The organism is Microbacterium sp. MDV22-iso44 (genome assembly GCF_058629135.1).
In genome coordinates this window covers 340,598-366,229 of record NZ_JBZVWS010000003.1, presented here as the reverse complement: position 1 = coordinate 366,229, position 25,632 = coordinate 340,598, and the positions used below count along the sequence as shown (strand labels likewise).

The 25,632-nt window shown below is 69.5% G+C and carries 23 protein-coding genes; 10 read left to right on the top strand and 13 right to left on the bottom strand.

The annotated features are described in order from the left end of the window. Positions 1 to 20 precede the first annotated feature (20 nt). From AC4NN1_RS11990 to AC4NN1_RS11955, 8 genes are all read right to left on the bottom strand, one after another. Complete coding sequence (locus tag AC4NN1_RS11990; protein WP_491955448.1) at positions 21 to 1,217, bottom strand: thiolase family protein; 1,197 nt, start codon at positions 1,215 to 1,217, stop codon at positions 21 to 23. Positions 1,218 to 1,308: 91 nt separating this feature from the next. Further along, a complete protein-coding gene (locus tag AC4NN1_RS11985) occupies positions 1,309 to 3,150 on the bottom strand; it encodes a hypothetical protein (RefSeq protein WP_491955447.1) in 1,842 nt (613 codons plus the stop codon). 105 nt (positions 3,151 to 3,255) lie between these two features. Next, entirely contained in the window at positions 3,256 to 5,088 is a 1,833-nt protein-coding gene (locus AC4NN1_RS11980; protein ID WP_491955446.1) for a hypothetical protein, read from the bottom strand. Positions 5,089 to 5,187: 99 nt separating this feature from the next. Continuing rightward, entirely contained in the window at positions 5,188 to 6,378 is a 1,191-nt protein-coding gene (locus tag AC4NN1_RS11975) for a bifunctional 2-methylcitrate synthase/citrate synthase (RefSeq protein WP_491955445.1), read from the bottom strand. Between the two features lie 22 nt (positions 6,379 to 6,400). Further along, complete coding sequence (gene prpB, locus AC4NN1_RS11970; protein ID WP_116227516.1) at positions 6,401 to 7,300, bottom strand: methylisocitrate lyase; 900 nt, start codon at positions 7,298 to 7,300, stop codon at positions 6,401 to 6,403. 160 nt (positions 7,301 to 7,460) lie between these two features. Then, positions 7,461 to 8,987, bottom strand: a complete 1,527-nt coding sequence (locus tag AC4NN1_RS11965) for an MmgE/PrpD family protein (RefSeq protein WP_491955444.1) — start codon at positions 8,985 to 8,987, stop codon at positions 7,461 to 7,463. Beyond that, positions 8,984 to 9,655 (bottom strand): GntR family transcriptional regulator, encoded by a 672-nt coding sequence (locus AC4NN1_RS11960; RefSeq protein ID WP_491955443.1) that lies wholly within the window; start codon positions 9,653 to 9,655, stop codon positions 8,984 to 8,986. Before AC4NN1_RS11960 ends, AC4NN1_RS11965 begins: the two co-directional genes overlap by 4 nt. 57 nt (positions 9,656 to 9,712) lie before the next feature. Then, positions 9,713 to 10,321, bottom strand: a complete 609-nt coding sequence (locus AC4NN1_RS11955; protein WP_018187436.1) for a TetR/AcrR family transcriptional regulator — start codon at positions 10,319 to 10,321, stop codon at positions 9,713 to 9,715. Between the two features lie 66 nt (positions 10,322 to 10,387). Here AC4NN1_RS11955 and AC4NN1_RS11950 point away from each other — a divergent pair, with 66 nt between their 5' ends. Together AC4NN1_RS11950 and AC4NN1_RS11945 are read left to right on the top strand one after the other, a co-directional pair. Further along, positions 10,388 to 11,365 carry a zinc-binding dehydrogenase gene (locus AC4NN1_RS11950; protein WP_018187437.1) on the top strand — a complete coding sequence of 326 codons (978 nt, stop codon included), beginning with the start codon at positions 10,388 to 10,390 and terminating at the stop codon, positions 11,363 to 11,365. 49 nt (positions 11,366 to 11,414) lie between these two features. Next, positions 11,415 to 11,948, top strand: a complete 534-nt coding sequence (locus tag AC4NN1_RS11945; protein ID WP_491955442.1) for a ribonuclease H family protein — start codon at positions 11,415 to 11,417, stop codon at positions 11,946 to 11,948. 1 nt (position 11,949) lies between these two features. Here the strand turns inward: AC4NN1_RS11945 and AC4NN1_RS11940 are convergent, their stop codons facing one another. Together AC4NN1_RS11940 and AC4NN1_RS11935 are read right to left on the bottom strand one after the other, a co-directional pair. Further along, on the bottom strand, positions 11,950 to 12,426 hold the full coding sequence (locus AC4NN1_RS11940; RefSeq protein ID WP_491955441.1) for an NUDIX hydrolase: 477 nt from the start codon (positions 12,424 to 12,426) through the stop codon (positions 11,950 to 11,952). Positions 12,427 to 12,442: 16 nt separating this feature from the next. Further along, positions 12,443 to 13,456, bottom strand: a complete 1,014-nt coding sequence (locus AC4NN1_RS11935) for an aldo/keto reductase family protein (protein WP_020098599.1) — start codon at positions 13,454 to 13,456, stop codon at positions 12,443 to 12,445. Between the two features lie 170 nt (positions 13,457 to 13,626). On the opposite strand from AC4NN1_RS11935, the gene AC4NN1_RS11930 reads away from it, so the two are divergent. The 3 genes from AC4NN1_RS11930 to AC4NN1_RS11920 are packed head-to-tail and all read left to right on the top strand — an operon-like array spanning position 13,627 to position 16,477. Then, entirely contained in the window at positions 13,627 to 14,670 is a 1,044-nt protein-coding gene (locus tag AC4NN1_RS11930) for an ABC transporter substrate-binding protein (RefSeq protein WP_491955440.1), read from the top strand. Continuing rightward, positions 14,643 to 15,719: a FecCD family ABC transporter permease gene (locus tag AC4NN1_RS11925; protein WP_018187442.1), complete on the top strand. Its 1,077-nt coding sequence runs from the start codon at positions 14,643 to 14,645 to the stop codon at positions 15,717 to 15,719. Before AC4NN1_RS11930 ends, AC4NN1_RS11925 begins: the two co-directional genes overlap by 28 nt. After that, positions 15,716 to 16,477, top strand: coding sequence for an ABC transporter ATP-binding protein (locus AC4NN1_RS11920; protein ID WP_491955439.1), 762 nt, complete (start codon positions 15,716 to 15,718; stop codon positions 16,475 to 16,477). The genes AC4NN1_RS11925 and AC4NN1_RS11920 overlap by 4 nt, the downstream gene beginning before the upstream one ends. A 41-nt stretch (positions 16,478 to 16,518) precedes the next feature. On the opposite strand, the gene rlmN is transcribed toward AC4NN1_RS11920, so the two are convergent. Continuing rightward, the gene (gene rlmN / locus AC4NN1_RS11915; RefSeq protein WP_491955530.1) at positions 16,519 to 17,742 is read right to left on the bottom strand and encodes a dual-specificity RNA methyltransferase RlmN; all 1,224 of its coding nucleotides are present in this window, start codon (positions 17,740 to 17,742) and stop codon (positions 16,519 to 16,521) included. 90 nt (positions 17,743 to 17,832) lie between these two features. Between rlmN and AC4NN1_RS11910 the strand changes: the two genes are divergently transcribed. From AC4NN1_RS11910 to AC4NN1_RS11900, 3 genes are all read left to right on the top strand, one after another. Continuing rightward, entirely contained in the window at positions 17,833 to 18,726 is an 894-nt protein-coding gene (locus AC4NN1_RS11910) for a PRD domain-containing protein (RefSeq protein ID WP_491955438.1), read from the top strand. A 219-nt stretch (positions 18,727 to 18,945) separates the two neighbouring features. Then, on the top strand, positions 18,946 to 20,805 hold the full coding sequence (locus AC4NN1_RS11905; protein ID WP_491955437.1) for a beta-glucoside-specific PTS transporter subunit IIABC: 1,860 nt from the start codon (positions 18,946 to 18,948) through the stop codon (positions 20,803 to 20,805). 94 nt (positions 20,806 to 20,899) lie between these two features. Beyond that, positions 20,900 to 22,318, top strand: coding sequence for a glycoside hydrolase family 1 protein (locus AC4NN1_RS11900; protein ID WP_018187447.1), 1,419 nt, complete (start codon positions 20,900 to 20,902; stop codon positions 22,316 to 22,318). 1 nt (position 22,319) lies between these two features. On the opposite strand, the gene mmuM is transcribed toward AC4NN1_RS11900, so the two are convergent. Further along, positions 22,320 to 23,243 (bottom strand): homocysteine S-methyltransferase, encoded by a 924-nt coding sequence (gene mmuM, locus AC4NN1_RS11895; RefSeq protein ID WP_491955436.1) that lies wholly within the window; start codon positions 23,241 to 23,243, stop codon positions 22,320 to 22,322. Between the two features lie 56 nt (positions 23,244 to 23,299). Between mmuM and AC4NN1_RS11890 the strand changes: the two genes are divergently transcribed. Further along, positions 23,300 to 23,767, top strand: coding sequence for a GNAT family N-acetyltransferase (locus AC4NN1_RS11890; RefSeq protein WP_311857999.1), 468 nt, complete (start codon positions 23,300 to 23,302; stop codon positions 23,765 to 23,767). A gap of 46 nt (positions 23,768 to 23,813) precedes the next feature. Further along, positions 23,814 to 24,662, top strand: a complete 849-nt coding sequence (locus AC4NN1_RS11885; RefSeq protein ID WP_491955435.1) for a Cof-type HAD-IIB family hydrolase — start codon at positions 23,814 to 23,816, stop codon at positions 24,660 to 24,662. A gap of 129 nt (positions 24,663 to 24,791) precedes the next feature. Here AC4NN1_RS11885 and AC4NN1_RS11880 read toward each other — a convergent pair whose 3' ends face one another. Then, positions 24,792 to 25,622, bottom strand: coding sequence for an SDR family oxidoreductase (locus AC4NN1_RS11880; RefSeq protein WP_491955434.1), 831 nt, complete (start codon positions 25,620 to 25,622; stop codon positions 24,792 to 24,794). Positions 25,623 to 25,632: the final 10 nt, after the last annotated feature.

Sequence of the window (25,632 nt, the reverse complement as noted above, 5' to 3'; positions counted from 1 at the left end):
CTCGCAGACGGATGCCTCGGTCAGGCGTCCCAGCGTCGCAACAGCGCAGCGAGCGCCTGGCCGCCCCCGATGCACATCGTGACGATGGCGAACTCTCCGCCCATGCGCTGCAGGGTCAGCGCCGCACGGACGGTCAGGATGGTGCCGGTCGCACCGACGGGGTGGCCCAGCGCGATCGCCCCGCCGTAGGGGTTCGTCCGCTCCGGGTCGAGCCCCGTGTCGCGCATGACCGCGATCACCTGCGACGCGAACGCCTCGTTGAGTTCCACGGTCGCGACGTCTGCAGGGCTCAGCCCCGTCTGGGCGAAGAGCTTCCGCAGCGCGATCGTCGGCGCGTACCCCATGATCGCCGGGTCGAGCGCCGCGGTCGTGACGGCCTCGATGGTCGCGAGCGCGGGGAGTCCCTCGGCGCGCACGTCCGACTCCCGCATCAGCACCGTCGCGGCGGCGCCGTCGTTGATCCCCGAGGCGTTCCCCGCGGTGACGGTGCCGTCCGGGGTGAACGCCGGACGCAGCCGGGCGAGCGCCTCGAGCGTCGTGTCGGGACGCGGGTGCTCATCCCGTGTCACCTCGACGGGCCGTCGATCGGTGGTCGTCGTGGCGACGATCTCTTCGGCGAAGGCGGCGCGGGCGGCATCCGTCGATGCGCGGCGCTGGGACTCGAGGGCGTACGCGTCCTGCTCGGCGCGCGTCACCCCGAAGCGCTCGGCCACGGTCTCGGCGGTCGTACCCATGTGCCGCCCGCTGAACGGATCGGTGAGCATCGCGAGGGTGCCGTCGAGCAGCCGGCGGTGTCCGAGCGTCGCGCCCGCGCGGGCGTCCATGTCGTAGAAAGGCATCCGCGTCATGTTCTCGGCGCCGCCGGCGACGGCGACATCGATGCCACCCCAGCGCAGCTCCTGCGCCGCCGACCAGATCGACTGCAGCCCCGACCCGCACAGCCGGTTCACCGTGAAGGCGGGGGTGTCGTCGGCGAGGCCCGCCGCGAGCGCGATGCGTCGAGCGATGTAGGCGTCGCCGGCGACCTGACCGATCGCGCCGATCACCACCTCGCCGACGCGGGACGGGTCGACCCTCGAGCGGTCGAGAGCGGCGGACACCGCCTGCGCGCCCAACTCGTGTGCGGGTGTCCCTCGGAAGGCGCCGTCGAAGCGGCCGACGGGAGTGCGCGCCCCGGCGACGATGACGATGCGCTCCGTGCTCGTGGTGTCCACCATGGCCTCATGCTCGCAGACCGCGCCGACGCCGTACATACGACCGCGCCGCAGCCCGTGATGAGCTGCGGCGCGGTCGCCGGGATCGATGACGTCAGCGCGTGGCCGGGACCTCGAACCGGAGGAACGCGGATGCCCCGTTGCCGATCAGCACCGTGGGTGCGACGATCGTGGCCTCGCCGGCCTTCCTCGGCCCCGCCGTCGACGTGTACCACGTCTCCCGCGTGATGACATCGGAACGGTAGTTGTCGTCGAGCCCCGCGACGAACTGCGCGAAGGACCGCGGGTCCGGCCCTTCTCCACCGAACTCGTCGTCGGCGTCCGGGGCGAACAACTCGACCTGGTACGTGCTGCGCACATCCTTCGGCACGGTGACCGTGAACGGCGCGTACTCGGTCACCTTCTTCGCACCGGGAGCCGGCGCGAGCACCGTGCGGAACGAATACGACCCGCCACGAGCGGCCTTCAGGACGCTGCCCGAATCCACCGTCACCCACCTGCCGCTCTTCAACATCTGCACACCGCTGAACGCCGCCGCCCGGTAATCCGCCTCGAAACGCGTCAGGACGTTCACCGACAGGATCCGCACATCCTCGAACGGGTTGCTCTGCAGCGCCGCCACATCATTCGCGACACCATCACCCACGTAGTAGGGCAGTTCGGAGGGGCTCGCGTAGCGGTTCACGTTCTTCAGGGTCGCCGTCGCACCGTTGGCCCGCTGATACGTGATCGTCCACTCGACCCGCGCAGAGCCCTTCTGCACGTTGTCGAGCATCCGGACCGCCTCGTTGCCCATCTGCGCGTACGCGGCGCCGGGGATGAACCCCGGCTCGGACACCTTCGTGACCGTCGTGTTCTTCAGGGTGCCGTAGGCGCTGGTGGTCCGGATCTCGATCGTCGGAGCGGGCACGCCGAGCTTGCCGCGGATGCCGGCGGTCCGATCGTCGAGGAGCTTGCCCTTGACCCGGCCGATCGCGCTGACCATCTTGTACGAGCCGGCGGAGTCGGGGACGATGCGCGCCGCCGATGCGCCGTGGATGCTGGCGGAGAGAGCCGAGTTGCCGCTGCCGGGGTGGCCGTAGGCGAAGACCTCCGTGCCGCAGATAGCGGTCACGGTGCCGACGCTGGCCTCGGTGACGGCGCCGTAGCCGTACGACATCGCGATGTTGCCGCCGACGACGATCGGATAGTCGGCCGCGCGATTCTCGCCACCGGGCACGGCGAGGCCGCTCGCCGCCGCGCCGCGGAAGCCGGGGATGCGTTCACTGAGTCTGTCGGTGGCGTCGTCCAGGTCACTCGCCGACGTCCCGATCGTCACTCGCACCGGCTCGATGCGGCGAAGCGTGCTGCTGCGACGAGCCGTCGACTTCTCGTCGGCCATCCGCTCGACGGTCTGCGTCTGCGACGGGCTGAGCGTCTTGGATGCCGGCAGTGCGCCGATCGCCTTCATGTACGCGGCCGGCGTCACCCCCGCGACGTTGTCGGGGAGCGAGCTGAAACCGTACGACACCGCGCCGAGCAGGGCGCCGTCCGCGTCGTAGACGGGCGAGCCGGATGCGCCGGCCCACACGCCCGCGGCGAGTGAACCCGCCGTGCCGTTGACGATGTCGCCGTCGAGCTTCACGAGGAGCAGATCGCGCGGCTTGCCCGCGGCATCCGTCCCCAACGCGTTGTCGAGCTTGCCGATGTACTCACCGGTGAAGGTCGTGGGCTTGGTGCCCTTGACGGTGGAGCGCCAGGTGACGGGCTCACCCTCCTTCAGGCCGCTGATGGGCGAGATCGCCAGGCGCTGGCCCGGCAGATCGCAGAAGAGGTTCGGGTCCGACGAGACGGCGTTCGCCGGCGCCGCCGTGAGTGACGCGATGAGGACGGTGGCGGCAGCGGTCGCCACGGCGACGCGCGCGACCCCCGATTTCCGCGCAGGACGATAGGACATGGTGCGTTCCCCCCAGGGTGACGTGTGCGCGCCGAGGCCGAAGGTGCTCGGCCACTGGTCATGCAGATGTCCTGAATACCACGTGGGGCGTCCCGGTGGGGAAAATCAGCGTGCCGCGGGGACCTCGAACCGCACGGACACGGATGCCCCGTTCGCGACCAGCACCGTGGGTGTCACGATCGTGGCCTCGCTCGCCTTCCGCGGGCCCGCCGTCGACGTGTAGGACACCTCCCGCGTGATGGCATCGGAACGATGGTTGTCGTCGAGCCCCGCGACGAACTGCGCGAAGGTCCGCGGCGCGGGCCCTTCTCCCCCGAACTCGTCATCGGCATCCGGAGCGAACAGCTCGACCTGGTACGTGCTGCGCACATCCCTCGGCACCGTCAGCGTAAACGGCGCGTACTCCGTCACCTTCTCCGCTCCCGGGGCAGGGCTGAGCACCGCGCGGAACGAATACGACCCGCCGCGAGCGACTTTGGTGACACTGCCCGAGTCCACCGTCACCCATTTACCGCCCTTGAGCATCTGCACACCGCCCACCTTCGCGATCCGGTGGTCCGACTCGAAACGCGTCAAGACATGGACTGACTGAATCCGGACCTCCTCGAAAGAGTTGCTCTGCAAGGCAGCCACATCGTTGGCGACGCCCTCACCGACGACGTACGGCAGATCCGTCTTGCTCGTATACCGATTGGCGTTCTTCAGGATCGCTGTACTTCCGTCGGCACGCTGGTAGGTGATTCTCCATTCCACCCGGGCAGAACCCTCTTGCACGTTGTCGAGCATGCGGACGACCTCGTTCCCGAGCTGCGTGTACGCCGCGCTCGCGACGAATTGCTGCTCCGAGACATTCGTGGTCATGGCGTTCTTCACATCCCCATACGCGCTGGTCGTGCGAACTTCGATCGTCGGGCGGATGATCCCCAACTTCGCGCGGACGCCGACGGTCCGATCCTCGACGAGCTTGCCCTTCGGTTTGCCGATCGCACTGATCAGCTTGTAGGAGCCCTCCGGATCCGGAACAATCCGCGCGGTCAGTGCGCCGTGGATGTTGGCGGACAGCTTCGAGTTGCCGCTGCTCGGATGACCGAAAGCGAAGACCTCCGTGCCGCAGACAGCGGTCACGGTGCCGACGCTGGCCTCGGTGACCGCGCCGTACCCATACGACACCGCGATGTTGCCGCCCGCGAGGATCGGATAATCGCGTGCACGATACTCCCCGCCGGGGACAGCGCGCCCGGTCGCGGCAACGCCCCGGAATCCGTCGATGCGATCGCTCAGCCGGGTTGTCGTCTCATCGATGTCGGACGCCGAGGAGCCGATCGTCACTCGGACCGGGTCGATGCGCTTGAGGGTGGCACTGCGCGCGGTCGACGGCTCGTTCACCATGTCCTCAACGCTCTCGGTCTGCGAGCGGCCGAGGGTCTTGGACGCCGGCAGGACGCCGAGCGACTTGATGTACGCGGCGGGAGTGACGCCGACCACGTTGTTCGGCAGCGAACTGAATCCGTAGGAGATCGCTCCGATGAGTCTCTGCCGGTCGTCGTAGACGGGTGAGCCGGACATCCCGGCCCATACTCCTGTGTCGAGTTCGCCCGGCTCGCCGTTGATGCCATCGAGCCTCACCAGCAGCAGGTCCCGCGGCTGGCCCGCGGTGTCCGCCCCCAGCGCGTTGTACAGCTTGCCGACGTATTCACCCGAGAGGGTGCTGGCGTACTCGCCCGTCAGGCTCGTCTTCCACCAGATCCGCTGGCCCGCCTTGAGGAGATTCATCGGCGAGATCGCGAGTTTCTGCCCGGGCAGATCGCAGAACAGGCGCGGATTCTCCGAGACGGCACTCGACGGCGCCGCGGTCAGCGCGCCGAGGACGACGGCCCCGGCCAGCATGGCGACAACGGCGTGGACTCTCGCCCACCTCCGCACAGGACGATATGACATGAGAACCACCCCAGGATCTCCCGGCGCGTCACAGATGAGCCCTGCTCCATCGCCAGGACCTCCTGGATACCACGCCCACGCGTCCGCGTGGGGAAAATATCAGCCCGCGGCCTCCTCCGGCCGCTCCAGCGCCTCGACCTCGGCGGCATCCGGAACGTAACCCTCGATGTGCCGCTCGACCGAACCGCTGTACGCCGCCAGGGGGCGGATGAGGGCGTTGGATGCCTGCTGTTCCATGATGTGCGCCGTCCACCCGGTGATGCGGGCGGCGATGAACAGCGGCGTGAACGTCAGCGTGTCGAAGCCCATGAGGCTGTACGCCGGGCCCGACGGGTAGTCGAGGTTGGGGTAGATGCCCTTGCGCGAGACGAACTCGGACTCGAGCGTCTCGTACAACTCGGCGACGTCGGGCCGGTCGTAGTGCTCGACGAGTGTGTCGAGCGCGGCCTTCATCGTCGGCACGCGCGAGTCGCCGCGCTTGTAGACCCGGTGGCCGAAGCCCATGATCTTGCGCTTGGCGGCGAGGGCCTCGTCGAGCCACGGCACGACGGCGTCGGCCGAGCCGATCTCGTCGAAGATGTGCATGACGGCCTCGTTCGCGCCGCCGTGGAGCGGTCCTTTCAGCGCGCCGATCGCCCCGACGACGGACGAGTAGAGGTCGCTGAGCGTCGACGCGATGACGCGGGCGGTGAACGTCGACGCGTTGAAGGAGTGCTCGGCGTACAGGACCATCGAACGGTTGAACGCGTCGACGACGGCCTCGTCGGGCTCCTCGCCGAACGTCATCCAGAGGAAGTTCGCGGCGTAGCCGAGGTCCTCACGCGGCTCGACGATCTCCTGCCCCCGGCGGCGGCGCTGACCGTACGCGACGACGGCGGGGAGGATGGCGAACAGGCGGATGCTGCGGTCCAGGTTCTCCGCCGGCGTCCCCGCGGCATCCAGCACGTTCGCGATGCCTGCCGTCTCGAACGCGCCGAGCAGGCTGACGACCGTTCGCGCCTCGTCCATCGGGTGCGCCGAGGTCGGCATCGCGTCGATGAAGGAGCCGATGTCGGCGGGCAGCGCGCGGTTCGCGCGCTCGAGCGCCTGCAGCTCGGCGAGCTGATCGGCCGTCGGCAATTCGCCGTGCCACAGCAGGTAGGCGACCGCCTCGAACGGCTGGGTCGCCGCCAGCTCCTGGACCGGGTACCCGCGGTACAGCAGGGAGTTCGTCTCGGGGTTGACCTTGCTGATCGCCGTCGTGTCGGCGTAGACGCCGGCGAGGCCCTTCTTGATGTCGGGGTCGCTCATGTTCGCTCCTGTTCGTCGACCGTCAGCGGTCGATGCGGAAGGTGAAGACGTTCGTGTCGAAGTGGTTGTACGACTCGTAGTCGATGAGGTCGTACAGGTCGGCGCGGTGCTGCATCTCGCCGAGGCGGGACGTCAGGTGCCCCTCGTCGATCAGCGTATCGAGCGCACGCTCGGCCGCGCCCATCGCGATGCGCAGGAGCGACACCGGCCAGATCACGATGTTCACCCCGACGTCCCGCAGCTGGTCGACCGTGAACAGGTCGCTCTTGCCGAACTCGGTCATGTTCGCGAGGATCGGCACGTCGACCGCCTCGCGCACGGCGGCGAACTCCTCGAGGGTCCGCATCGCCTCGGGGAAGATCGCATCGGCGCCGGCATCCACCAGTTTGCGCGCGCGGTCGGTCGCGGCATCCAGCCCGTCGACGGCCCGGATGTCGGTGCGCGCCATCACGAGGAAGTTCGGGTCGCGACGCGCATCGACGGCGGCGCGGATGCGCTTGAGCGCCGTGTCCTCGTCGACGACCGCTTTGCCGTCCAGATGGCCGCAGCGCTTCGGGTTCACCTGGTCCTCGATGTGCGCACCGGCGATGCCGGCGTCCTCGAGGGTCTGGATCGTCCGCGCCACGTTCATGGGCTCGCCGAACCCCGTGTCGGCATCGATGATCGCGGGGAGCTCCGTCTGACGGGCGATCTGCTGGCCGCGGGCGGCGACCTCGGTCAGGGTCGTCAGTCCGATGTCGGGGAGCCCGAGATCGGCGGAGAGGACGGCGCCCGAGATGTAGACGCCCTCGAAGCCCTTCCGCTCGATGAGGCGAGCCGACAGCGGGTTGAACGCGCCGGGGAAGCGCAGCAGCTCCCCCGTCGCGAGCCGCTCGCGGAACAGGCGGCGCTTCTCGTGCGCGGGTGTCTGTGCGTACAGCATCAGCGCGCCTCCCTTCCGCCCACGGGGCGTTCCGTATTCAGTCCCGACGTATCGTCGCCGTCGACACGCGCCCCTGAACCGCGCGGTTCGAGACACCCGCCAGGGTGGACGCCCGAGCGCAGAGACTGAATACCGAACGCTCGACCCATCAGCCCGGTCATCAGAACAGCCCCTTCGGGGCCGGCGCCGCTTCGAGCACGCCCGGCGCCGCAACGATGTCGAGCTGCCGCACCTCATCGGCCGTCAGCTCGGGCAGGCGCTCCACCAGCGCGAGGAACCGGTCGATCTCGGCGGGCTCGAGCACGGGCTCCGCCAGCAGGCGGAACTTGCGCACGTAGTCCGCGCGGGCGAACGGGCGGGCTCCGAGGGGATGTGCATCCGCGACGGCGATCTCGTCCACGACGGCCCTGCCGTCGGTCAGCGTGATCTCCACGCGGCCGCCGAACGCCTTCTCGTCCGGGTCCTCCGAGTGGTAGCGCCGCGTCCACTCGGCATCCTCGGCGGTCGTGACCTTGTGCCACAGCTCGACCGTGTCGGGGCGGCCGGCGCGCTCGGGCGCGTACGAGTCGACGTGGTGCCAGCCGCCGTCCTGCAGCGCGACCGCGAAGATGTACGGGATCGAGTGGTCGAGCGTCTCGCGGGATGCCGTGGGGTCGTACTTCTGCGGGTCGCCGGCGCCCGAGCCGATCACGTAGTGCGTGTGGTGGCTCGTGTGCAGCACGATCGAGGCGATGTTGGCCGGGTCGCGGAGTTCGGGCCGCTCGGTGCCGAGCTTGCGGGCGAGGTCGATCCAGGCCTGCGCCTGGTACTCGGCCGAGTGCTCCTTCGTGTACGTGTCGAGGATGCCGCGCTTCGGCTCCCCTGCTGCCGGGAGCGGCACGTCGTACGCGGCGTCCTTGCCGTCGAGGAGCCACGCGATGACGCCGTCCTCCCCCTCGTAGATGGGGGACGGCGAGGTCTCGCCGCGCATCGCACGGTCGACGGCCTCGACCGCCATCTTGCCGGCGAAGGCGGGGGCGTGCGCCTTCCACGTGGAGATCTCGCCCTTGCGCGACTGACGCGTCGCGGTCGTGGTGTGGAGAGCCTGGCCGACGGCCTGGTAGATCGTGTCGACGTCGAGGCCGAGGAGCGTGCCGATGCCCGCGGCCGCCGAGGGGCCGAGGTGTGCGACGTGGTCGATCTTGTGCTTGTGCAGGCTGATCGCTCGGACGAGGTCGACCTGGATCTCGTATCCGGTGGCGAGGCCGCGGACGAGCGCGGCGCCGTCGGCGCCGACGTGCTGCGCGACGGCCAAGATCGCGGGGATGTTGTCGCCCGGGTGCGAGTACTCCGCCGCGAGGAAGGTGTCGTGGTAGTCGAGTTCACGCACGGCGACGCCGTTCGCCCACGCCGCCCACTCGGGGCTCGTGCGGGTCTCGTTGTCGACGCCGAAGACCGTTCCGCCGTGGCCGCCGGTCGACACCGGGTGCGACAGCGCCTGCGAACGGGCCGCGCTGACGGGTCGACGGGTGAGGGATGCCGCGGCCACCGCCGCGTTGTCGATGATCCGGTTCACGATCATGTCGATGACGTCGGACTCGACCGCGACCGGGTCGACGGCGACCTGGGCGATCTTGTAGGCGAGCTGCTCCTCGCGGGGAAGCGGCTCGTCGCTGCGGTAGACGCGGACGTGGTGGGTGACGGTCATGTCGTTTCCTCCGGGGTGTCGGACAGGGAGTCGAGTATCGAGGTCAGGGCGTTGTGCAGGTGCACGTGCGTCGCGTGCGCGGCGAGGTCGGCATCGCCTGACGCGATCGCGCTCGCGATGAGACGGTGCTCCGAGACGGATGCCCCTAGTCGTTCGGGCTTGTCGCGGGCGAGACGCCGGACGCGTACGAGATGCGTGCGGACGGTGCGCAACGCGGACGTCAGGTAGTCGTTGCCGACGGCCGCGTCGAGCTCCGCATCGAATCGCGCGATGAGCGCGTAGTACGCGTCGGCATCGGAGACGGGCCCATCGCCGGCGTCGACGGCGGCGAAGTCCGCGGCGAGCGCAGCGAAGACCGAGCGATCCGACGCACGCGAGGCCAACCGCGCCGCCGTCTCCTCCAGCGCGCGGCGGACGTCGAAGAGCGCGCGGATGTCGTCGACGTCGATGCCGGTGACGACGGTGACCCGCGGCGATGCCTGCTCGACGAGCCCATCGGCGGCCAGACGGCGGAGCGCCTCACGCAGCGGAGTCCGGCTCACCCCGAGCCGCGCAGCCTGCTCGACCTCGCCCAGCACGGCGCCGGGGCGCAGCGTGCCGTCCTGGATCTCACCCAGCAGCGTCTCGTACGCGCGCACGCCGGCGAAACGCGCGGGGGCATCGGTCATGGCCTCAGTGTATGCACAAGGCGACCCTCCGGGGGCGGGCGAGCCTGAATCGGGAATTTATGTATACACGGACACGGCACCGGCATCCCATGAGGCGACGGCCGTCAGCACGGCCTCGAGGCTGCGGTCCGCGGCATCCGGATCCACCCTCGCGACGGCAAGCGCCGCGATGACGAGCGATGCGCAGACCTCCGCCAGCGCCGCTCGCGACCCTGCGGAGATCTCGGGTCGCGCGGAGTCGACGCCCGCAGCGATCGCGGATCGGAGCTCATCCGTGTAACCCGTGACGAGCGCACGCACGTCCGGATCGTCGTCGACGACGGGTGCGCACGCGGCGTTGAGCAGCAGGCATCCCGCCTGCGCCCGGGGGGTGCCGCTGGCGATCGCAGCGCGCATCTCGGCGATGTACCGCTCGAGCGCCTCGGGACCGGCATCCGCCTGATGCAGGCGACCGATGCGCGAGCGCACGACCTCATCAAGGTACCGCGCGACGACGGCTTCGAAGAGCCCCTTCTTGCTGCCGAAGGCGTGGTAGAGGCTCGAGCGCTTCAGACCGGTCGCTTGCTCGAGCTCCCCGATGCCGGTCTCGGCGTAGCCGCGCGCCCAGAAGACGTCGCGCGCGGCGCGGATGACGTCGTCGCGGTCGAATGCGCTGGTGCGGCCCATGGTGGATCCTCTCGGTCACTCGTAGTATATTGTACCGATCGTTACACAATGACGCTTGGAGAAAACATGCGCGCAGTCACCCACCCCGTTTTCGGCGAACCGGCCGACGTCCTGGAGACGACGGAGACCCCCGACCCGACGCCCGGCGCCGGTGAGGTCCGCGTCCGCCTCCTCGCCTCCCCCATCCACAACCACGACCTGTGGACCATCCGCGGCACCTACGGCTTCAAGCCGGAACTCCCGGCCCGCTCCGGCACCGAGGCCGTCGGTGTCGTCGAAGAGCTCGGCGAGGGCGTCGAGAACCTGCAGGTCGGTCAGCGTGTCGCCACCGGCGGCACCTTCGGCGTCTGGGCCGAGCAGTTCGTCGCCCGCGCCGCAGGCCTCATCCCCGTGCCCGAGGGCCTTCCCGACGAGCAGGCCGCGCAGCTGGTCTCCATGCCGTTCAGCGCGATCAGCCTCATCGACTTCCTCGACCTCAAGCCCGGCGACTGGATCGTCCAGAACGCCGCCAACGGCGCCGTCGGCCGCATGGTCGCTCAGATGGGTCGCGCCCGCGGCCTGAACGTCGTCGGTCTCGTCCGCCGCAGCGCCGCCGTCGCCGAGCTCGCCGATCAGGGTATCGACCGCATCGTCGCCGTCGACACCGACGACTGGCGCGACAAGGTCGCCGAGATCACCGGCGGCGCCTCGATCATCGCCGGCGTCGACTCCGTCGGCGGCGAGTCGAGCGGCCACGTCCTCTCGCTCCTCGGCGAGAACGCCACCCTCGTCGTCTTCGGCGCGATGGACGCCCCGGTCATGGAGCTCGCCTCGGGTCCGGTCATCTTCCGCCACATCACGATCAAGGGCTTCTGGGGCAGCAAGGTCAGCACCGAGATGGATGCCGCCAAGCGCGGCCAGCTCTTCGGCGAGCTCGCCCAGCACCTCTCGTCCGGCGTCCTGACCCTCCCGGTCTCGGCGACCTTCCCGCTCGAGCAGGCGCGCGACGCCGCCCGTGCGAGCCTGACCGCCGGCCGCGTCGGCAAGGTCCTGCTGCGCCCGTGACCCGGCGCCTGTGCGCGGCCTCCGTGCCGCGCACGGGTACCGTGGACCGGTGACCGAAACCTCCCGCTATGTCGTGGCCACCGACGGCGCATGCAAGGGCAACCCCGGACCGACGGGGTGGGCCTGGGTCGGCGAGGACGGCCACTGGGCCGCGGGCTCGGTCATCCAGGGCACCAACAACGTCGGCGAATTGCTCGGTCTCCTGAAGGCGATCGAGGATCACGCGCATGTCAGCGAGCTCGTGGTCCAGGCGGACTCGAAGTACGCGATCGACACCTACGAGAGGTGGATGGACGGTCACCGGCGCCGCGGCTGGAAAACCTCCACCGGCGCGCCGACCAAGAACGTCGACCTTCTCGAGCAGCTGATCGTGGCTCGTGACGCCCGCCGCGCGGCAGGCCTTCCCGACGTCGTACTCGAGCATGTCCGCGGCCACCGGGGTCACGTCCTTAACGAGTGGGCCGACGAGCGCGCCGTGCGCGGGGCGGAACACGCGGCATCCGGCAAGGAATCCGCGTGGTCGTCGCTCGGCGGCAAGCACGAGAAGCTCGACGTCTCCGAGGCGCCCAAGAAGAAGCGCTGACTCAGCGGGCCTGAGCCAGCAGCTCCACCAGCCGATCGAGTGCGGGCCGCTGCCCCTTCACGACGCGTTCACGGGCTCTGGCCAGCGGCATCCACTCGGCGCGATCGACCTCGGGGAACGATGCCGTTTTGCCCGACCGTGGCGGCCACTCCATCTCGAACTCGCCGAAGACGAACGCGTCCGCCTCGAAGCCCGCACCGTCGGCGACGAAGACCGTCACCCGCTTGCCCGACGAGTACGCGAACGTGCCGAGCTCGGCGTAGTCGACCTCGGGCGGCACAACCCCGAGCTCCTCGCGGAACTCCCGCTTCGCGGCATCCAGCGCATCCTCGCCGTCCTCGAGCTCGCCCTTCGGAATCGACCAGGCGCCCTCGTCCTTGTTCGCCCAGTACGGCCCGCCCATGTGAGCGACGAACGCCGACACCCCGCCCTCACCGTCGAGACGGTAGAGCAGGATGCCGGCGCTGTGCGTGGCCACGGACGGGCGACGCGCGTCAGATCAGGCGGGACTTCGGTGAGACCGAGTACGTCTCCTCCGGGTCGGTGACCGCTGCCGGCGCGAGCGCATCGTTGATGGCGGCGTACGTGTCGTCGTCGAGCTCGATGCCCGAGGCCTTCACGGTGTCCTCGAGCTGCTCGGGACGCGACGCCCCGATGATCGCCGCGGCGATGTTCGGGTTGTGCAGCACCCAAGCGAGGGCGAGCTGCGGCATCGTGACGCCCGCACCCTCGGCGATCGGCTGCAGCTTCTGCACGGCGGAGAGGGTCTCGTCCTTCATGAAGCGCTTGATCATGTCGGATCCGCCCTTCTCGTCGGTCGCGCGCGACCCCTCGGGGAGCGGCTGACCCGGCTTGTACTTGCCGGTGAGGACGCCCTGCGCCAGCGGTGACCAGACGATCTGCGAGATGCCGAGCTCCTCGGAGGTCGGGACGACCTTGCCCTCGATGACGCGCCACAGTGCGGAGTACTGCGGCTGGTTCGAGACGAGCTGGAAGCCCAGTTCCTTCGACAGAGCGTGTCCGGCGCGGAGCTGCTCAGCGGTCCACTCGCTGACGCCGATGTAGAGCGCCTTGCCCTGGCGGACGATGTCGGCGAAGGCCTGCATCGTCTCCTCGAGCGGGGTCTCGTAGTCGTAGCGGTGCGCCTGGTAGAGGTCGACGTAGTCGGTGTTCAGCCGCTTCAGCGAGCCGTTGATGCCCTCGAGCAGGTGCTTGCGCGACAGTCCATGGTCGTTCGGCCCCTTGGGGCCGGTCGGCCAGTAGACCTTCGTGAAGATCTCGAGGGACTCGCGGCGCTGACCCTTGAGTGCCTCGGCGAGGACGGACTCGGCCGCCGTGTTGGCGTATGCGTCGGCGGTGTCGAACGAGCTGATGCCGAGGTCGAGGGCCTTGTGGACCGTCGCGATCGCCGCGTCGTTCTCGACCTGGGACCCATGGGTGAGCCAGTTGCCGTAGGTGAGTTCGGTGATCTTGAGGCCGCTGTTGCCCAGGAATCGATAGTTGACCATGTCACCGACGCTACTCCCGGGCCTCGTCCGGATTCGCCCCTTGACAGAGTCTCGCCGGACGCGGCGGACGGCGTCGAGGCACCCGGTGCCGAGCGGGCGATTCTGGAAGGTTAGCCTTACCTTGCTACGATCGACCATCGACGTCCCCGGCCCCCGACGAGAGACCATCGATGCCCTTCCCCCGCCGTTCCGCCCTGCTCGCCACCTTGGCCGTCGCCGCCCTCGCCCTCTCGGGCTGCGGGGCCTCCGAGGTCGTGACGCAGAAGGCCGCCTCCTCCGGCGAGGAATCGACCGACTACCCGCTCACGATCGAGAACTGCGGGCGGACGGTCGAGGTGGATGCGGCGCCGCAGCGCGTCGTGTCGCTCGATCAGAACTCGACCGAGATCCTCCTGTCGCTCGGCCTCGCCGACCGCATCGTCGGCACCGCGTCGTGGACGGACCCCGTGCTCCCGTCGCTCGCCGAGGCGAACGAGGACGTCCCGCGCCTCGCGGACAACGCCCCGACCTACGAGGTCGTCCTCGGCACCGATCCGGACTTCGTGACGGCGTCGTTCGGGCGCCACTACGCCGAGGGCGGCGTCGTCACGCGCGATCGGTTGGATGAAACCGGCATCGGCTCGTACCTCTCGCCCACCGACTGCTCCGACGACCGGAGCGTCAACGGCGGCGGGACGCGCACCGCCCCGCTGACCGTCGACGACCTCTACCGCGAGATCAGTGAGCTCGCCGAGATCTTCGACGTCCCGTCCCGCGGCGACGCGCTCATCGCCTCGCTGAAGAAGCGCGCCGCGGCAGCCGTCGAGGGCGTCGACTTCGGCGGCGAGAAGGTTCTGTTCTGGTTCGCCGACACCCGCACGCCCTACGTCGCGGGCGGCAGCGGCGCCCCGGCGATCCTCGCGCGCGAGACCGGGATGACTCCTGCGTTCCCCGCCGAGACCGACGACTGGCCGGCCACCTCCTGGGAGGCCGTCGTCGACGCCGCGCCCGACGTGATCGTCCTCGGCGACCTGCAGCGCGACCGCTTCCCCGGCGACCGACTCGACGACAAGATCGCGTTCCTCGAGAGCGACCCCGTGACGCGTTCGCTCGACGCCGTGAAGAACACCCGCTTCATCGCGCTGCACGGCGCCGAGATGAACCCGTCGATCCGCTTCGTCGACGGACTCGAGAAGATCCGCGCCTGGTGGGACGAGAACGAGGCGGGGCGCTGACCGCCACCGCGGCGCTGCCTCATCGCCGGGCCCGCCGCATCCCGCTCGCGATCGTCGCCACGGCGCTGTCGGTCGGCCTCGTCGTCCTGACGATCGCCGTCGCACTGACGCTCGGCCCCGCGAACGTGTCGCTCGTGAACGTCCGCGACGTGATCACGAACCACCTCGGCCTCACCGACATCCCCGTGCGCGTCGCGGCCGACGCGATCGTCTGGCAGGAGCGCCTCCCCCGGGCGCTCGTCGCCGCGGCGTGCGGTGCCGGTCTCGGGCTCTGCGGCGTCATCCTGCAGTCGTTGCTGCGAAACCCCCTCGCCGACCCGTTCGTCCTCGGCGTCTCCTCCGGCGCCTCGACCGGCGCGGTCCTGTTCGGCGTGTTCGGGATCGGCGGCGGCATCCTCACCCTCTCGGGCGGCGCGTTCCTCGGCGCACTCGTGGCGTTCGGGCTCGTCCTCGTCGTGTCGCGCTTCACGGGCGGGGGCACCGCATCGTTCATCCTGGCGGGCATCGCGGCGACGCAGTTCTTCTCCGCGCTCACCTCACTCGCCGTGTTCGCCTTCGCCGACTCCGACGAGACGCGCGGCGTGATGTTCTGGCTCCTCGGCTCGCTCGAGGGCGTCCGCTGGGACGACGTCGTCCTCTGCGCCGTCGTCGTCCTCATCGGCTCGGTCGTCGCGGTCGCCTCGGTGCGCCCACTCGACGCCTTCGCGTTCGGCGACGACGTCGCGGCATCCCTCGGCATCCATGTCGCGCGCACCCGGATGCTGCTCCTCGTCCTGACGGCGCTGATCGCCGCAACCCTCGTCAGCGTCGCCGGCGCGATCGGGTTCGTCGGGCTGGTCCTGCCCCACGCCGCACGCCTGATCGTGGGCTCCCGTCACGCCCGCGTGATCCCCGTGACGATCGGTCTCGGCATGGTGTTCATGATCGGGGTGGATGCCGTGTCCCGCGTCGCGTTCGCGCCGACACCGCTCCCCGTAGGTGTCGGCACCGCGCTGATCGGTGTGCCGGTCTTCGTCGCCCTCCTCGTCCGACGTCGGAGGCGCGCATGAGTCTCGTCGCCGAGCACGTGTCGTGGCGCCGCGGTGGCGCCCTCGTCGTCGACGACGTCTCGCTCATACCGAAGCCCGGATCCGTCGTCGGCCTCCTCGGCCCCAACGGGTCGGGCAAGTCGTCGCTCCTGCGCCTGTTGCAGGGCATCGCGAGACCCGACGCGGGCCGGGTCCTGCTCGACGGTTCCGACATCCGCCACCGCGGACGCCGCGAGGTGGCGCGGACCGTCGCGGCGGTCACGCAGCACGCGACGACCGAGGTCGACCTCACGGTCCGCGACGTCGTCCGCCTCGGCCGCACACCGCACGCCTCGCTCTGGGGGCCGGATCGCGCCCGCGACGACGAGGTCGTCGACGCCGCCCTCGCGCAAGCGGGCCTGACGGCGAAGGCCGACGCCCGCTGGCACACCCTCTCGGGCGGCGAGCAGCAGCGCACGCAGATCGCCCGCGCCCTCGCGCAGGAACCCCGCGAGCTCCTGCTCGACGAGCCGACCAACCACCTCGACATCCGCCATCAGCTCGAGCTGCTGAGCCTCGTGCGGAGCCTCCCCGTCACCGTCGTCGTGGCCCTTCACGACCTCAACCTCGCGGCGATGTTCTGCGACGAGGTGCTCGTCCTGGCCGCCGGCCGCGCCGTCACGGCCGGCCCTCCAGCCGAGGTCCTCACGGACGGGCTCATCGAGGAGGTCTACGGCGTCCGGTGCCGTGTGACGGTCAACGGCGGTCGCCCGACCATCGCCTTCACGCCGCCGGCGTGACGGAAGGTACCGTCGCCACCGGAGTGACGGCGTGACCGGGCTCAGACGGATGCCGCGGCTACCTGGTCGTCCTCGGTCGCCACGAGCTGGCCGCACGCGCCGTCGATCTCCTTGCCGCGGGTGTCGCGGAGGGTCGTCGGGATGCCGGCCTCGTTGAGGCGCCGGACGAACTCGTTCTGCACGTCGACGTCCGACGAGGTCCAGATCGATCCGGGCGTCGGGTTGAGCGGGATGGGGTTCACGTGCACCCAGCCGCGGCCGCGCTGGTTGAGCTTCTCGGCGAGGAGGTCGGCGCGCCAGGCGTGATCGTTCATGTCCTTGATGAGCGCGTACTCGATCGAGACGCGCCGGCCGGTCTTCTCGAAGTACTCGCGCGCAGCGTCGAGGGCCTCGTCGACCTTCCACCGCGAGTTCACCGGGATGAGCTCGTCGCGCAGCAGATCGTCGGGCGCGTGCAGCGACAGCGCGAAGGTGACCGGGATCTCCTCGGCGCTCAGCTTGCGGATCGCGGGGACGAGGCCGACGGTCGAGATCGTGATGCCTCGGGCGCTCATGCCGAGGCCGTGCTTCTTGTCGACCATCGTGCGGACGGCCTGCATGACGCGGGCGTAGTTGGCGAGGGGTTCACCCATCCCCATGAAGACGATGTTCGTGACGCGCTCGTCCTTGTGTCCCACCTTGCGGGGGTCGCCGAGGCCGCCGTCGGCGATGAGCCGGTTGGCACGGACGACCTGGTCGACGATCTCGGCCGCCGACATGTTGCGCGTGAGCCCCGCCTGGCCGGTGGCGCAGAACGGGCAGTTCATGCCGCAGCCGGCCTGGCTCGACACGCACAGCGTGATGCGGCCGGTGTAGCGCATGAGCACCGACTCGACGAGGGCGCCGTCGTGCAGGCGCCACAGGAACTTGATCGTGTCGCCGCCGTCGGTCTCGAGGCGGCGCACCTCGGTCATGAGGTTCGGCAGGAGCCCACCGACGAGCTCCTCGCGGTTGCCCGCCGGAAGGTCCGTCATGTGGGCGGGATCCGACGTGTAGTGCTGGAAGTAGTGCTTCTCGAGCTGACCGGCGCGGAAGCCCGGCATCCCGAGCTCGGTCAGCTTCTCGACGCGCGCGGCGTGATCGAGGTCGGCGAGGTGCACCGGCGGCTTGCCGCGCTTCGGGCTCGCGAACTGCAGGAGCGGGCGACCCTCGGCATCCTTCGCCTGCGTCCACCCCTCGGTCGCGGGCCGCACCTGCTTGGGGGATGTCGTGCGCACGGCGGACATGCCCTCAGGGCGCGCGGAAGTGGACTCGGTCATGGTCCCAGGCTACCGGGACGGGCTGGGCGGATGCCGGGCGGCCCTAGACTCGTCGCCATGACGGATGGGGCTCCGCAGCGTCGCGGAACGGTTGCGCACAAGGTGCTCAACAACAACGTCGTGATCTCCCTCGACGAGCAGGGTCGGGAGCGGGTGCTCATGGGCCGCGGCCTGGGGTTCCAGCTGAAGCCGTCCGACACCCTCGACCCCGCCAAGGTCGAGAAGACCTTCATCCTCGACACCGGGGAGGACGGCGAGCGCGAGCGCCGCATGCTCACCGACACCCCATACGCGATCATCGAAGCGGTCTCCCGGGCCGTCGACCAGGCCGAACGATCGCTCGGTCACCAGCTCGGCCGCCCGCTGACGATCGCCGTCATCGATCACGTGCAATTCGTGCTCGAGCGGCTCGCGAAGGGGATCCGCATCCCGGTGGCGAACATGCCGGAGCTGCGGGTCCTGCACCCCGCGGAGTTCTCGGCCGCCAAGGCCATGGCCGAGTCGATCTCGGCTGCCCTCGACACGGAGCTGCCCGCGGAGGAAGCCGTCTTCCTCACCATGCACGTCCTCAACGCGACCCGCGACGAACCCAACGGCACGGCGGCACTGCTGTTCCGGCGTGTGCAGCACGTCGTGATGACGGTCGAGAACGGCCTCGGCGTCTCGCTGGACGTCGACAGCCCCGACTACGCGCGGTTCGTCCTGCACATCCAGTTCCTGCTGCAGCGTCTCGTGTCGCGCACGATGCTCCGCAGCGGCGACAGCTCGTTCTTCGAGTTCGCGAAGCACAGCTACCCGCGCTCGTTCGCCATCGCCCAGGAGGTCAAGGCCTACGTCATGGCGGCGACCGAGTCAGAGCTGACGGATGAGGAACTGCTCTACGTGATCGTCCACGTCGAGCGCCTGGCCTCCCAGGTCGGCGCCGCAGCCACGGGGACCGCCGAGGACTGAACCCCTGGCGCTTTCATGCGGGCGCATGCTAACGTGACGTTCCGCAGGGCGATGCAGCCCTGCACGCGACGGATTGTTACTGCGGCAGCAGGCAAAACCTGAACTCACATCGCTTTCGAGCGATGAACGAGTTCAGGTTTTTTTGTTGCCCGGAAACGGACCCGACGCGTGCCCCACCCGAGACTGCCGCGCCGATGCGGCAAGGAAGAGCGTGTCCCCATGGACTACTCGAAGACCGCGGCCGGAGTCCTCCAGGGCGTCGGCGGAGAAGAGAACGTCAGTTCGCTCGTGCACTGCGCGACCCGGCTGCGTTTCGTGCTGAAAGACGAGTCGAAGGCCGACACCGCCGCCGTGAAGGCGACGCCCGGTGTCGTGACGGTGGCTCAGGCCGGTGGCCAGTACCAGGTCGTCATCGGCAACGACGTTCCCGACGTCTTCGCCGAGATCGGCAAGATCTCGAAGCTCGGTGCGGCCTCTTCCGACGGCGCCGCGAACGATGCCCCGAAGGGCAATCTGTTCAACCGCTTCATCTCGATGATCTCGTCGATCTTCACCCCCGTCCTCTGGGCGCTCGCCGGAACCGGTCTGCTGAAGGCGTTCCTGGCCGCGGCGGTGACCTTCAACTGGATCACGACGGACACGACCACCTACGCCGTCCTCAACGCCCTGTCGGACGCGTTCATCAACTTCCTGCCGATCGCGCTGTCTATCACCGCCGCGCGGTACTTCAAGGCGAACGAGTGGACCTCGCTGGCCATCGCCGGAGCCCTCGTCTACCCGACGATGGCGGGCCTCGTGGGCCAGCCGGGTCTCACCTTCTTCGGCATCCCGTTCACGATGGTCAGCTACGTCTCGAGCGTCATCCCGATCATCGTGGTCGTCTGGCTCCAGAGCCACGCCGAGAAGTTCCTCTACCGCGTCCTGCCGGGCGCGGTGAAGCGCTTCATGACCCCGATGATCGTGGTGCTGATCGCCGTGCCTCTCGTGTTCGTCGTCATCGGCCCGATCTCGGACCTCCTCGGCGGCGGCCTCGGCAAGGGCATCGGCTGGGTCTTCGACAACGCTCCGTGGGCGGGCGGCGCCATCATGGGCGGCCTCTGGCAGGTCTTCGTGATCTTCGGGCTGCACTGGGGCCTCGTCCCGCTGTTCACCCTCGAGTTCCAGACGACGGGGCAGATCCTGCTCGTCGGGCCCGTGTTCGCCGCCGTCCTCGCGCAAGCAGCCGCCGTCGCCGGCGTCTGGGTGCGCGCCCGCAACAAGAACCTCAAGTCGCTGGCCGCGCCCGCGACACTGTCGGGCTTCCTCGCCGGCATCACCGAGCCCGCGATCTACGGCATCAACCTGCCGCTCAAGCGCCCGTTCGCCTTCGGTATCGTCGGCGGCGCGATCGGTGGCGCGATCATCGGCATCGGCGGCGTCTTCGCGAAGGCGTTCGTCGTCCCCTCCGGTCTCGCCCTCCCGGCGCTTTTCGGCAACGGCAACATGATCATGCTCATCATCGGCCTCGCCGTCGCGATCGTCGTCCCGTTCCTGCTCACCGTGATCGTCGGCTTCGTCGAGCCGGCCGAGGATGCCGCCCCCGCGCCGGCCTCGGCGGAGAACGACCTTGTCGTCCTCAGCCCGCTCGACGGGACGGTCGTCGACCTGTCCGAGACGCCGGATGCCGCGTTCGCGGAGGGTGCGCTCGGCGACGGCGTCGCGATCCTCCCCCGCAGCGGCGCACTGTACGCGCCGTTCGATGCGACGGTCGCCGCGGCCTTCCCGACCGGTCACGCGATCGGTCTGCGTCACGCCGACGGCGCAGAGGTGCTGATCCACATCGGCATCGACACCGTCAAGCTCGCCGGACAGCACTTCGATGTGAAGGTCACCACCGGCCAGCAGGTGAAGGCCGGCGATCTGCTCCTCGAGTTCGACGGCGACGCCATCGAGAAGGCCGGGTACGACCTGACCACCCCGATCGTCGTCACCAACGGCGAGCTCTACCCGGCGATCACGGACCGCGCCTCGGGCCCCGTCGCGCACGGCGAGCCGCTGTTCACGGCGGTCTCGGTCGAGTCCGCTGCCGTCACGGCCTGACCCGATCCGGATGCCGGGTGTCCCGCACCCGAAGCGGGGCACCCGGCATCCATCCTCCCCCTCGAAGACACACGACACGACACGAAAGCGACTCATGAGCACCATCTCGTTCCCCGACGGCTTCCTCTGGGGCGGCGCGACCGCCGCGAACCAACTCGAGGGCGCGTACCTCGAAGACGGCAAGGGACTCTCGATCCAGGACGTGATGCCGCAGGGCATCATGACCCCCCGGACCGACGGCCCGACGGACGACAACCTCAAGCAGGTCGGCATCGACTTCTACCACCGCTACGCCGAGGACATCGCGCTCTTCGCCGAGATGGGGTTCAAGACCTTCCGGTTCTCGATCGCCTGGAGCCGCATCTTCCCGAAGGGTGACGAGACGGAGCCCAACGAAGCCGGCCTCGCCTTCTACGACCGCGTCCTCGACGAGCTCGAGCGCCACGGCATCGAGCCGCTCGTGACCATCTCTCACTACGAGACGCCGCTGCACCTCGCCGAGACCTACGACGGCTGGGTGAACCGCGACATGATCGGGTTCTACGAGCGCTACGTGCGGACGCTGTTCACGCGATACGGCGCGCGCGTGAAGTACTGGCTGACCTTCAACGAGATCAACTCGATCGTCCACGCCCCGTTCATGTCGGGCGGCATCAACACTCCGAAGGACCAGCTGTCCCCCTCGGACCTGTACCAGGCGATCCACCACGAACTCGTGGCATCCGCCCTGGCGACGAAGGCCGCCCGAGAGCTGGCGCCGAACGCGCAGGTCGGGTGCATGGTGCTGTCGATGCCGGTCTACCCGCTGACGCCGAACCCCGACGACGTGTTCGCCGCCCTCACGACCGAGCGCGTGAACCTCGCCTTCGGCGACATCCACGTGCGCGGCGAGTACCCCGGCTACTACCTGCGGAGCCTGCGCGAACAGGGCGTCGAGCTGAACATCACCGACGAGGACCGGACGCTCCTCAAGGAGAACACCGTCGACTTCGTGTCGTTCAGCTACTACTCCTCGATCTGCGAGACCACCGACGAGTCGAAGCGCGTCATGGGCGAAGGCAACCTCTTCGGCGGCGTCAAGAACCCGACGCTCAAGGAGTCGGAATGGGGCTGGCAGATCGACCCCGTGGGCCTTCGCCTCGTGCTCAACCAGTTCTGGGACCGCTGGCAGAAGCCGCTGTTCATCGTCGAGAACGGCCTCGGTGCGAAGGACCAGCTCGTCGAGGTCGACGGCGTCAAAACGGTCCAGGACGACTACCGCATCGCGTACCTGCAGGCGCACCTCGAAGCCGTCGGCGAGGCGATCGCCGACGGCGTGGATCTCATGGGCTACACGACGTGGGGCTGCATCGACCTCGTCTCGGCGTCGACCGCGCAGCTCAGCAAGCGCTACGGCTTCATCTACGTCGACCGCAACGACGACGGATCGGGCTCGCTCGATCGCTACAAGAAGGCGTCCTTCGACTGGTACGCCGAGGTGATCCGCACCAACGGCGCATCGCTCTCGCGCTGACTCACCCCCCGATGCGGTCGTGGTTCGCCACGGCCGCATCGCTGTGTCCCGGGCCGCCGAGCCGTGCGGCGAGCGCCGCGATGTCGGCGGGGGTCGTCCGGCAGCATCCGCCGATGAGGCGGGCACCGGCATCCACCCATGCCTCCGCCTCGGTGAACGCCGCTCCCGCCTCGCCCCGCCAGGACCGGGATGCCGCGTCCCACGTCTCGCCGCTGTTCGGGTAGACGACGGCGGCCGTCCCCGTCGGCACACGGTCGAGCACGGTGGTGATCAGCGGCGGCGCGCAGCAGTTGGCGCCGACCGCGACGACGCCCGGGGCGGAGGCCGCCGCGGCGAGCGCGCCTGCGAGGCCGTCACCCTCGAACGCCGTACTCGCTGCCGAGAGCGAGATCCATGCCGGGACGTCGATCCCCTCGTGCGCGAGGGCGATCGCCTCGACCTCGGCGGGAGAGGCGATGGTCTCGATAGCGAGCAGGTCGGGTCCCGCACCGGCGAGCACCTCGATCCGACGGCGATGCCAGCGGGCGAGGTCGGCGACCGTCATCCCGTAGTCGCCCGTGTACTCGCTGCCGTCGGCGCGCACGGCTCCGAAGGGACCGACGGATGCCGCGACCCACGCCCGTCCTTCCGCCGCCTCGCGGGCGAGCCGGACCGACGCCGCGAGCAGCCCGTCGACGGCCGCCCCGTCGTACCCGGCCGCGCCGAGGTTGTCGTACCCGAGTTGGTACGAGGCGGTGGTGATCACCTCGGCGCCCGCAGCGACGAACTCGGCGTGCACGTCGCGGACGTCTCCGGGCGCGTCGATGAGGACGCCGGCCGACCAGAGCGCGCCGGTGAGATCGTGCCCCCGAGCCTCGAGCATCGTCCCGAGTCCCCCGTCCAGGATCAGGGGGCGGTCGGCGATCGCGGTGCGGACATCGGGCATGCGGTCACTTTAGGCTCGCGGGGCTTCGGCCCCGGTCCCGCATTACGCTGAATGATGTGACGACTCCCCGCATCCGCCCGATCTCCGTCGACGACGCGGGCGAGGTCCTCACCCTGCAACGGGCCGCCTTCGTGCAGGAGGCGCTCATCTACAACGCGGTCGACATGCCGCCGCTCACGCAGACCCTCGACGAGGTGCGGGCCGAGCTCGAGGAGAACCTCGGCTGCGTCGCTCTCGAGGGCGAGCGCATCGTCGGCTGCGTGCGTGCCCGCGTCGACGGGGATCTGCTGCTCATCGGCCGCATCGCGATCGCCCCCGACCAGCAGGGTTCCGGGCTCGGCACGAGCCTGCTCACCGCGGTCGAGGAGCGGGGCCGTGAGGCCGGCGCGACGACGGCCGAGCTGTTCACCGGGTCGCTCAGCGAGGCGAACATCCGCCTGTACGAGCGCGAGGGGTACGAGGAGAGCGAGCGGGTGCCCGGGGACGACGGCACCGAGCAGGTCTTCCTGCGCAAGAAGCTCTGACCCCGGCGCGCACCGGCCGTCCATCTCCATCCGGGAGAATGGAGGGATGACGCGCATCGCTTTCCTTGACGTGGACGGAACCATCCTCGAGCACGGGACGGCGATCGCCGACTCGACGATCACCGCCATCCGGACGGCGCGTGAGAACGGGCACCTGGTCTACCTCTGCACGGGACGCGCGGCGGGCGACATCCACCCCAAGGTCCGTGAGATCGGATACGACGGCGCCATCACGAACGGCGGCGCGTACGCCGTCCGCGGCGAGGAGCTGCTGTTCGCCGACCCGATGCCCCGCGAGGACACCGACCGGCTGATCTCGTACTTCGAGTCCGAGGACATCGACTTCTTCCTGCAGTCCGATGAAGCCGTCTTCGCGAGCGAGGGCGTCGGCGGGATGCTGGACGAGTACTTCGCCGAGCGCCGCAAGCGCCACCTCGAAGAGGCGCGCCGGCTCGGCCAGACCGACACGATCGAGCCGAAGCCGATCGTCACGTATCGACCCATCAGCGAAGCGAACCTCGACGCGATCGCGAAGACCACGTTCATCAGCAAGCGCTCCGACAGCGTCGACCGGGCCCAGGCCGACCTCGGCGACCGGTTCCACGTCGTCCCCGGCAGCATCCCGCTCCCCGGCGGATCAAACGGCGAGATCGGCCTGCGCGGCGTGAACAAGGGGTCGGCGATCCTCCGGGTCCTCGACACGCTCGGCCTCGACGTCGCCGACGCGATCGGCATCGGCGACAGCTGGAACGACGCGGAGATGTTCGACGTCGTCGGCTCCCCTGTCGCGATGGGCAACGCCGACCCCGCCCTCAAGGAGCGCGCCGGGAACGTCACGACCGACGTGCTCGACGACGGCGTCTGGAACGCGTTCGTCAAGCTCGGCCTCGTCTGAGGCTGCGCGCGGCGGTCGATGCGCGTGTGCCGCGGCGCGTGCGCGGATGCAATGGATCGGGCGCGACGCCCCGGCATCCGCTCGTGACCCTCGGCGTGTCGCGCCGAGACTCCTGCTTCCGCGAACGGGTCAGTCGAGGAAGATGTCGGGGAACAGCTCGGTGTCGGGCGTGCCCGGCGTCGCGGCGTAGCCCGAGAAGTCCGTGACGCCGGCCTCGCGCAGCACGTCCTCGACGATGAGCGTCTGGCCCGTGTACTCTCGGGCCGGCTTACAGAGCACCTCGTACGCGGCGTCGGCGTAGACCTCGGGCGTGCGGCTGACCTTCATCATCCGGTCGCCGCCGAGGGCGAACTGCACCGCGGCCGTGGCGATCGTCGTCTGCGGCCAGAGGGTGTTGGCGGCGACGCCGTCCTTCGCGAACTCGGCGGCCATGCCGAGCGTCGCCATCGTCATGCCGTACTTCGCGAGCGTGTAGCCGGTGTGCGCGCCGAGCCATTTCGGCGACAGGTTGAGGGGCGGCGACAGCGAGAGGATGTGGGGGTTCGCGGCATCCTTCAGGATCGGCAGCGCCGCGCGCGACAGCATGAAGGTGCCGCGCACGTTGACGTCCTGCATGAGGTCGTACTTCTTCGCGGCCAGCTCGAGCGAGCCCGACAGGTCGATGACCGACGCGTTGTTGACGACGATGTCGATGCCGCCGAACTCGCCCTGCGTCTTCATGACGGCCTCGGTGATGTCGCCGTCGTCGCGGACGTCGCCGACGATGGGCAGCGCGTTGCCGCCGGCCGCACGGATCTGCTCCGCGGCGGAGTGCACGGTGCCCTCGAGCTTCGGATGCGGGGTGTCGGTCTTGGCGAGCAGGGCGATGTTCGCGCCGTCACGCGCGGCGCGGAGGGCGATCGCGAGGCCGATGCCTCGGCTGCCGCCCGACATGAGGATGGTCTTTCCGGCGAGGGTCATGGGTTCTCCA

Coding starts and splice junctions, on each gene's coding strand:
- AC4NN1_RS11885 (WP_491955435.1), top strand. CDS start 23,814: ATGACGCGCATCGCTTTCCTTGACGTGGACGGAACCATCCTCGAGCAC.
- AC4NN1_RS11985 (WP_491955447.1), bottom strand. CDS start 3,150: ATGTCCTATCGTCCTGCGCGGAAATCGGGGGTCGCGCGCGTCGCCGTG.
- AC4NN1_RS11930 (WP_491955440.1), top strand. CDS start 13,627: ATGCCCTTCCCCCGCCGTTCCGCCCTGCTCGCCACCTTGGCCGTCGCC.
- AC4NN1_RS11980 (WP_491955446.1), bottom strand. CDS start 5,088: ATGTCATATCGTCCTGTGCGGAGGTGGGCGAGAGTCCACGCCGTTGTC.
- AC4NN1_RS11975 (WP_491955445.1), bottom strand. CDS start 6,378: ATGAGCGACCCCGACATCAAGAAGGGCCTCGCCGGCGTCTACGCCGAC.
- AC4NN1_RS11910 (WP_491955438.1), top strand. CDS start 17,833: ATGACGGATGGGGCTCCGCAGCGTCGCGGAACGGTTGCGCACAAGGTG.
- AC4NN1_RS11960 (WP_491955443.1), bottom strand. CDS start 9,655: ATGACCGATGCCCCCGCGCGTTTCGCCGGCGTGCGCGCGTACGAGACG.
- prpB (WP_116227516.1), bottom strand. CDS start 7,300: ATGCTGTACGCACAGACACCCGCGCACGAGAAGCGCCGCCTGTTCCGC.
- AC4NN1_RS11990 (WP_491955448.1), bottom strand. CDS start 1,217: ATGGTGGACACCACGAGCACGGAGCGCATCGTCATCGTCGCCGGGGCG.
- rlmN (WP_491955530.1), bottom strand. CDS start 17,742: ATGTCCGCCGTGCGCACGACATCCCCCAAGCAGGTGCGGCCCGCGACC.
- AC4NN1_RS11880 (WP_491955434.1), bottom strand. CDS start 25,622: ATGACCCTCGCCGGAAAGACCATCCTCATGTCGGGCGGCAGCCGAGGC.
- AC4NN1_RS11935 (WP_020098599.1), bottom strand. CDS start 13,456: ATGGTCAACTATCGATTCCTGGGCAACAGCGGCCTCAAGATCACCGAA.
- AC4NN1_RS11920 (WP_491955439.1), top strand. CDS start 15,716: ATGAGTCTCGTCGCCGAGCACGTGTCGTGGCGCCGCGGTGGCGCCCTC.
- AC4NN1_RS11965 (WP_491955444.1), bottom strand. CDS start 8,987: ATGACCGTCACCCACCACGTCCGCGTCTACCGCAGCGACGAGCCGCTT.
- AC4NN1_RS11905 (WP_491955437.1), top strand. CDS start 18,946: ATGGACTACTCGAAGACCGCGGCCGGAGTCCTCCAGGGCGTCGGCGGA.
- AC4NN1_RS11955 (WP_018187436.1), bottom strand. CDS start 10,321: ATGGGCCGCACCAGCGCATTCGACCGCGACGACGTCATCCGCGCCGCG.
- AC4NN1_RS11900 (WP_018187447.1), top strand. CDS start 20,900: ATGAGCACCATCTCGTTCCCCGACGGCTTCCTCTGGGGCGGCGCGACC.
- AC4NN1_RS11950 (WP_018187437.1), top strand. CDS start 10,388: ATGCGCGCAGTCACCCACCCCGTTTTCGGCGAACCGGCCGACGTCCTG.
- mmuM (WP_491955436.1), bottom strand. CDS start 23,243: ATGCCCGATGTCCGCACCGCGATCGCCGACCGCCCCCTGATCCTGGAC.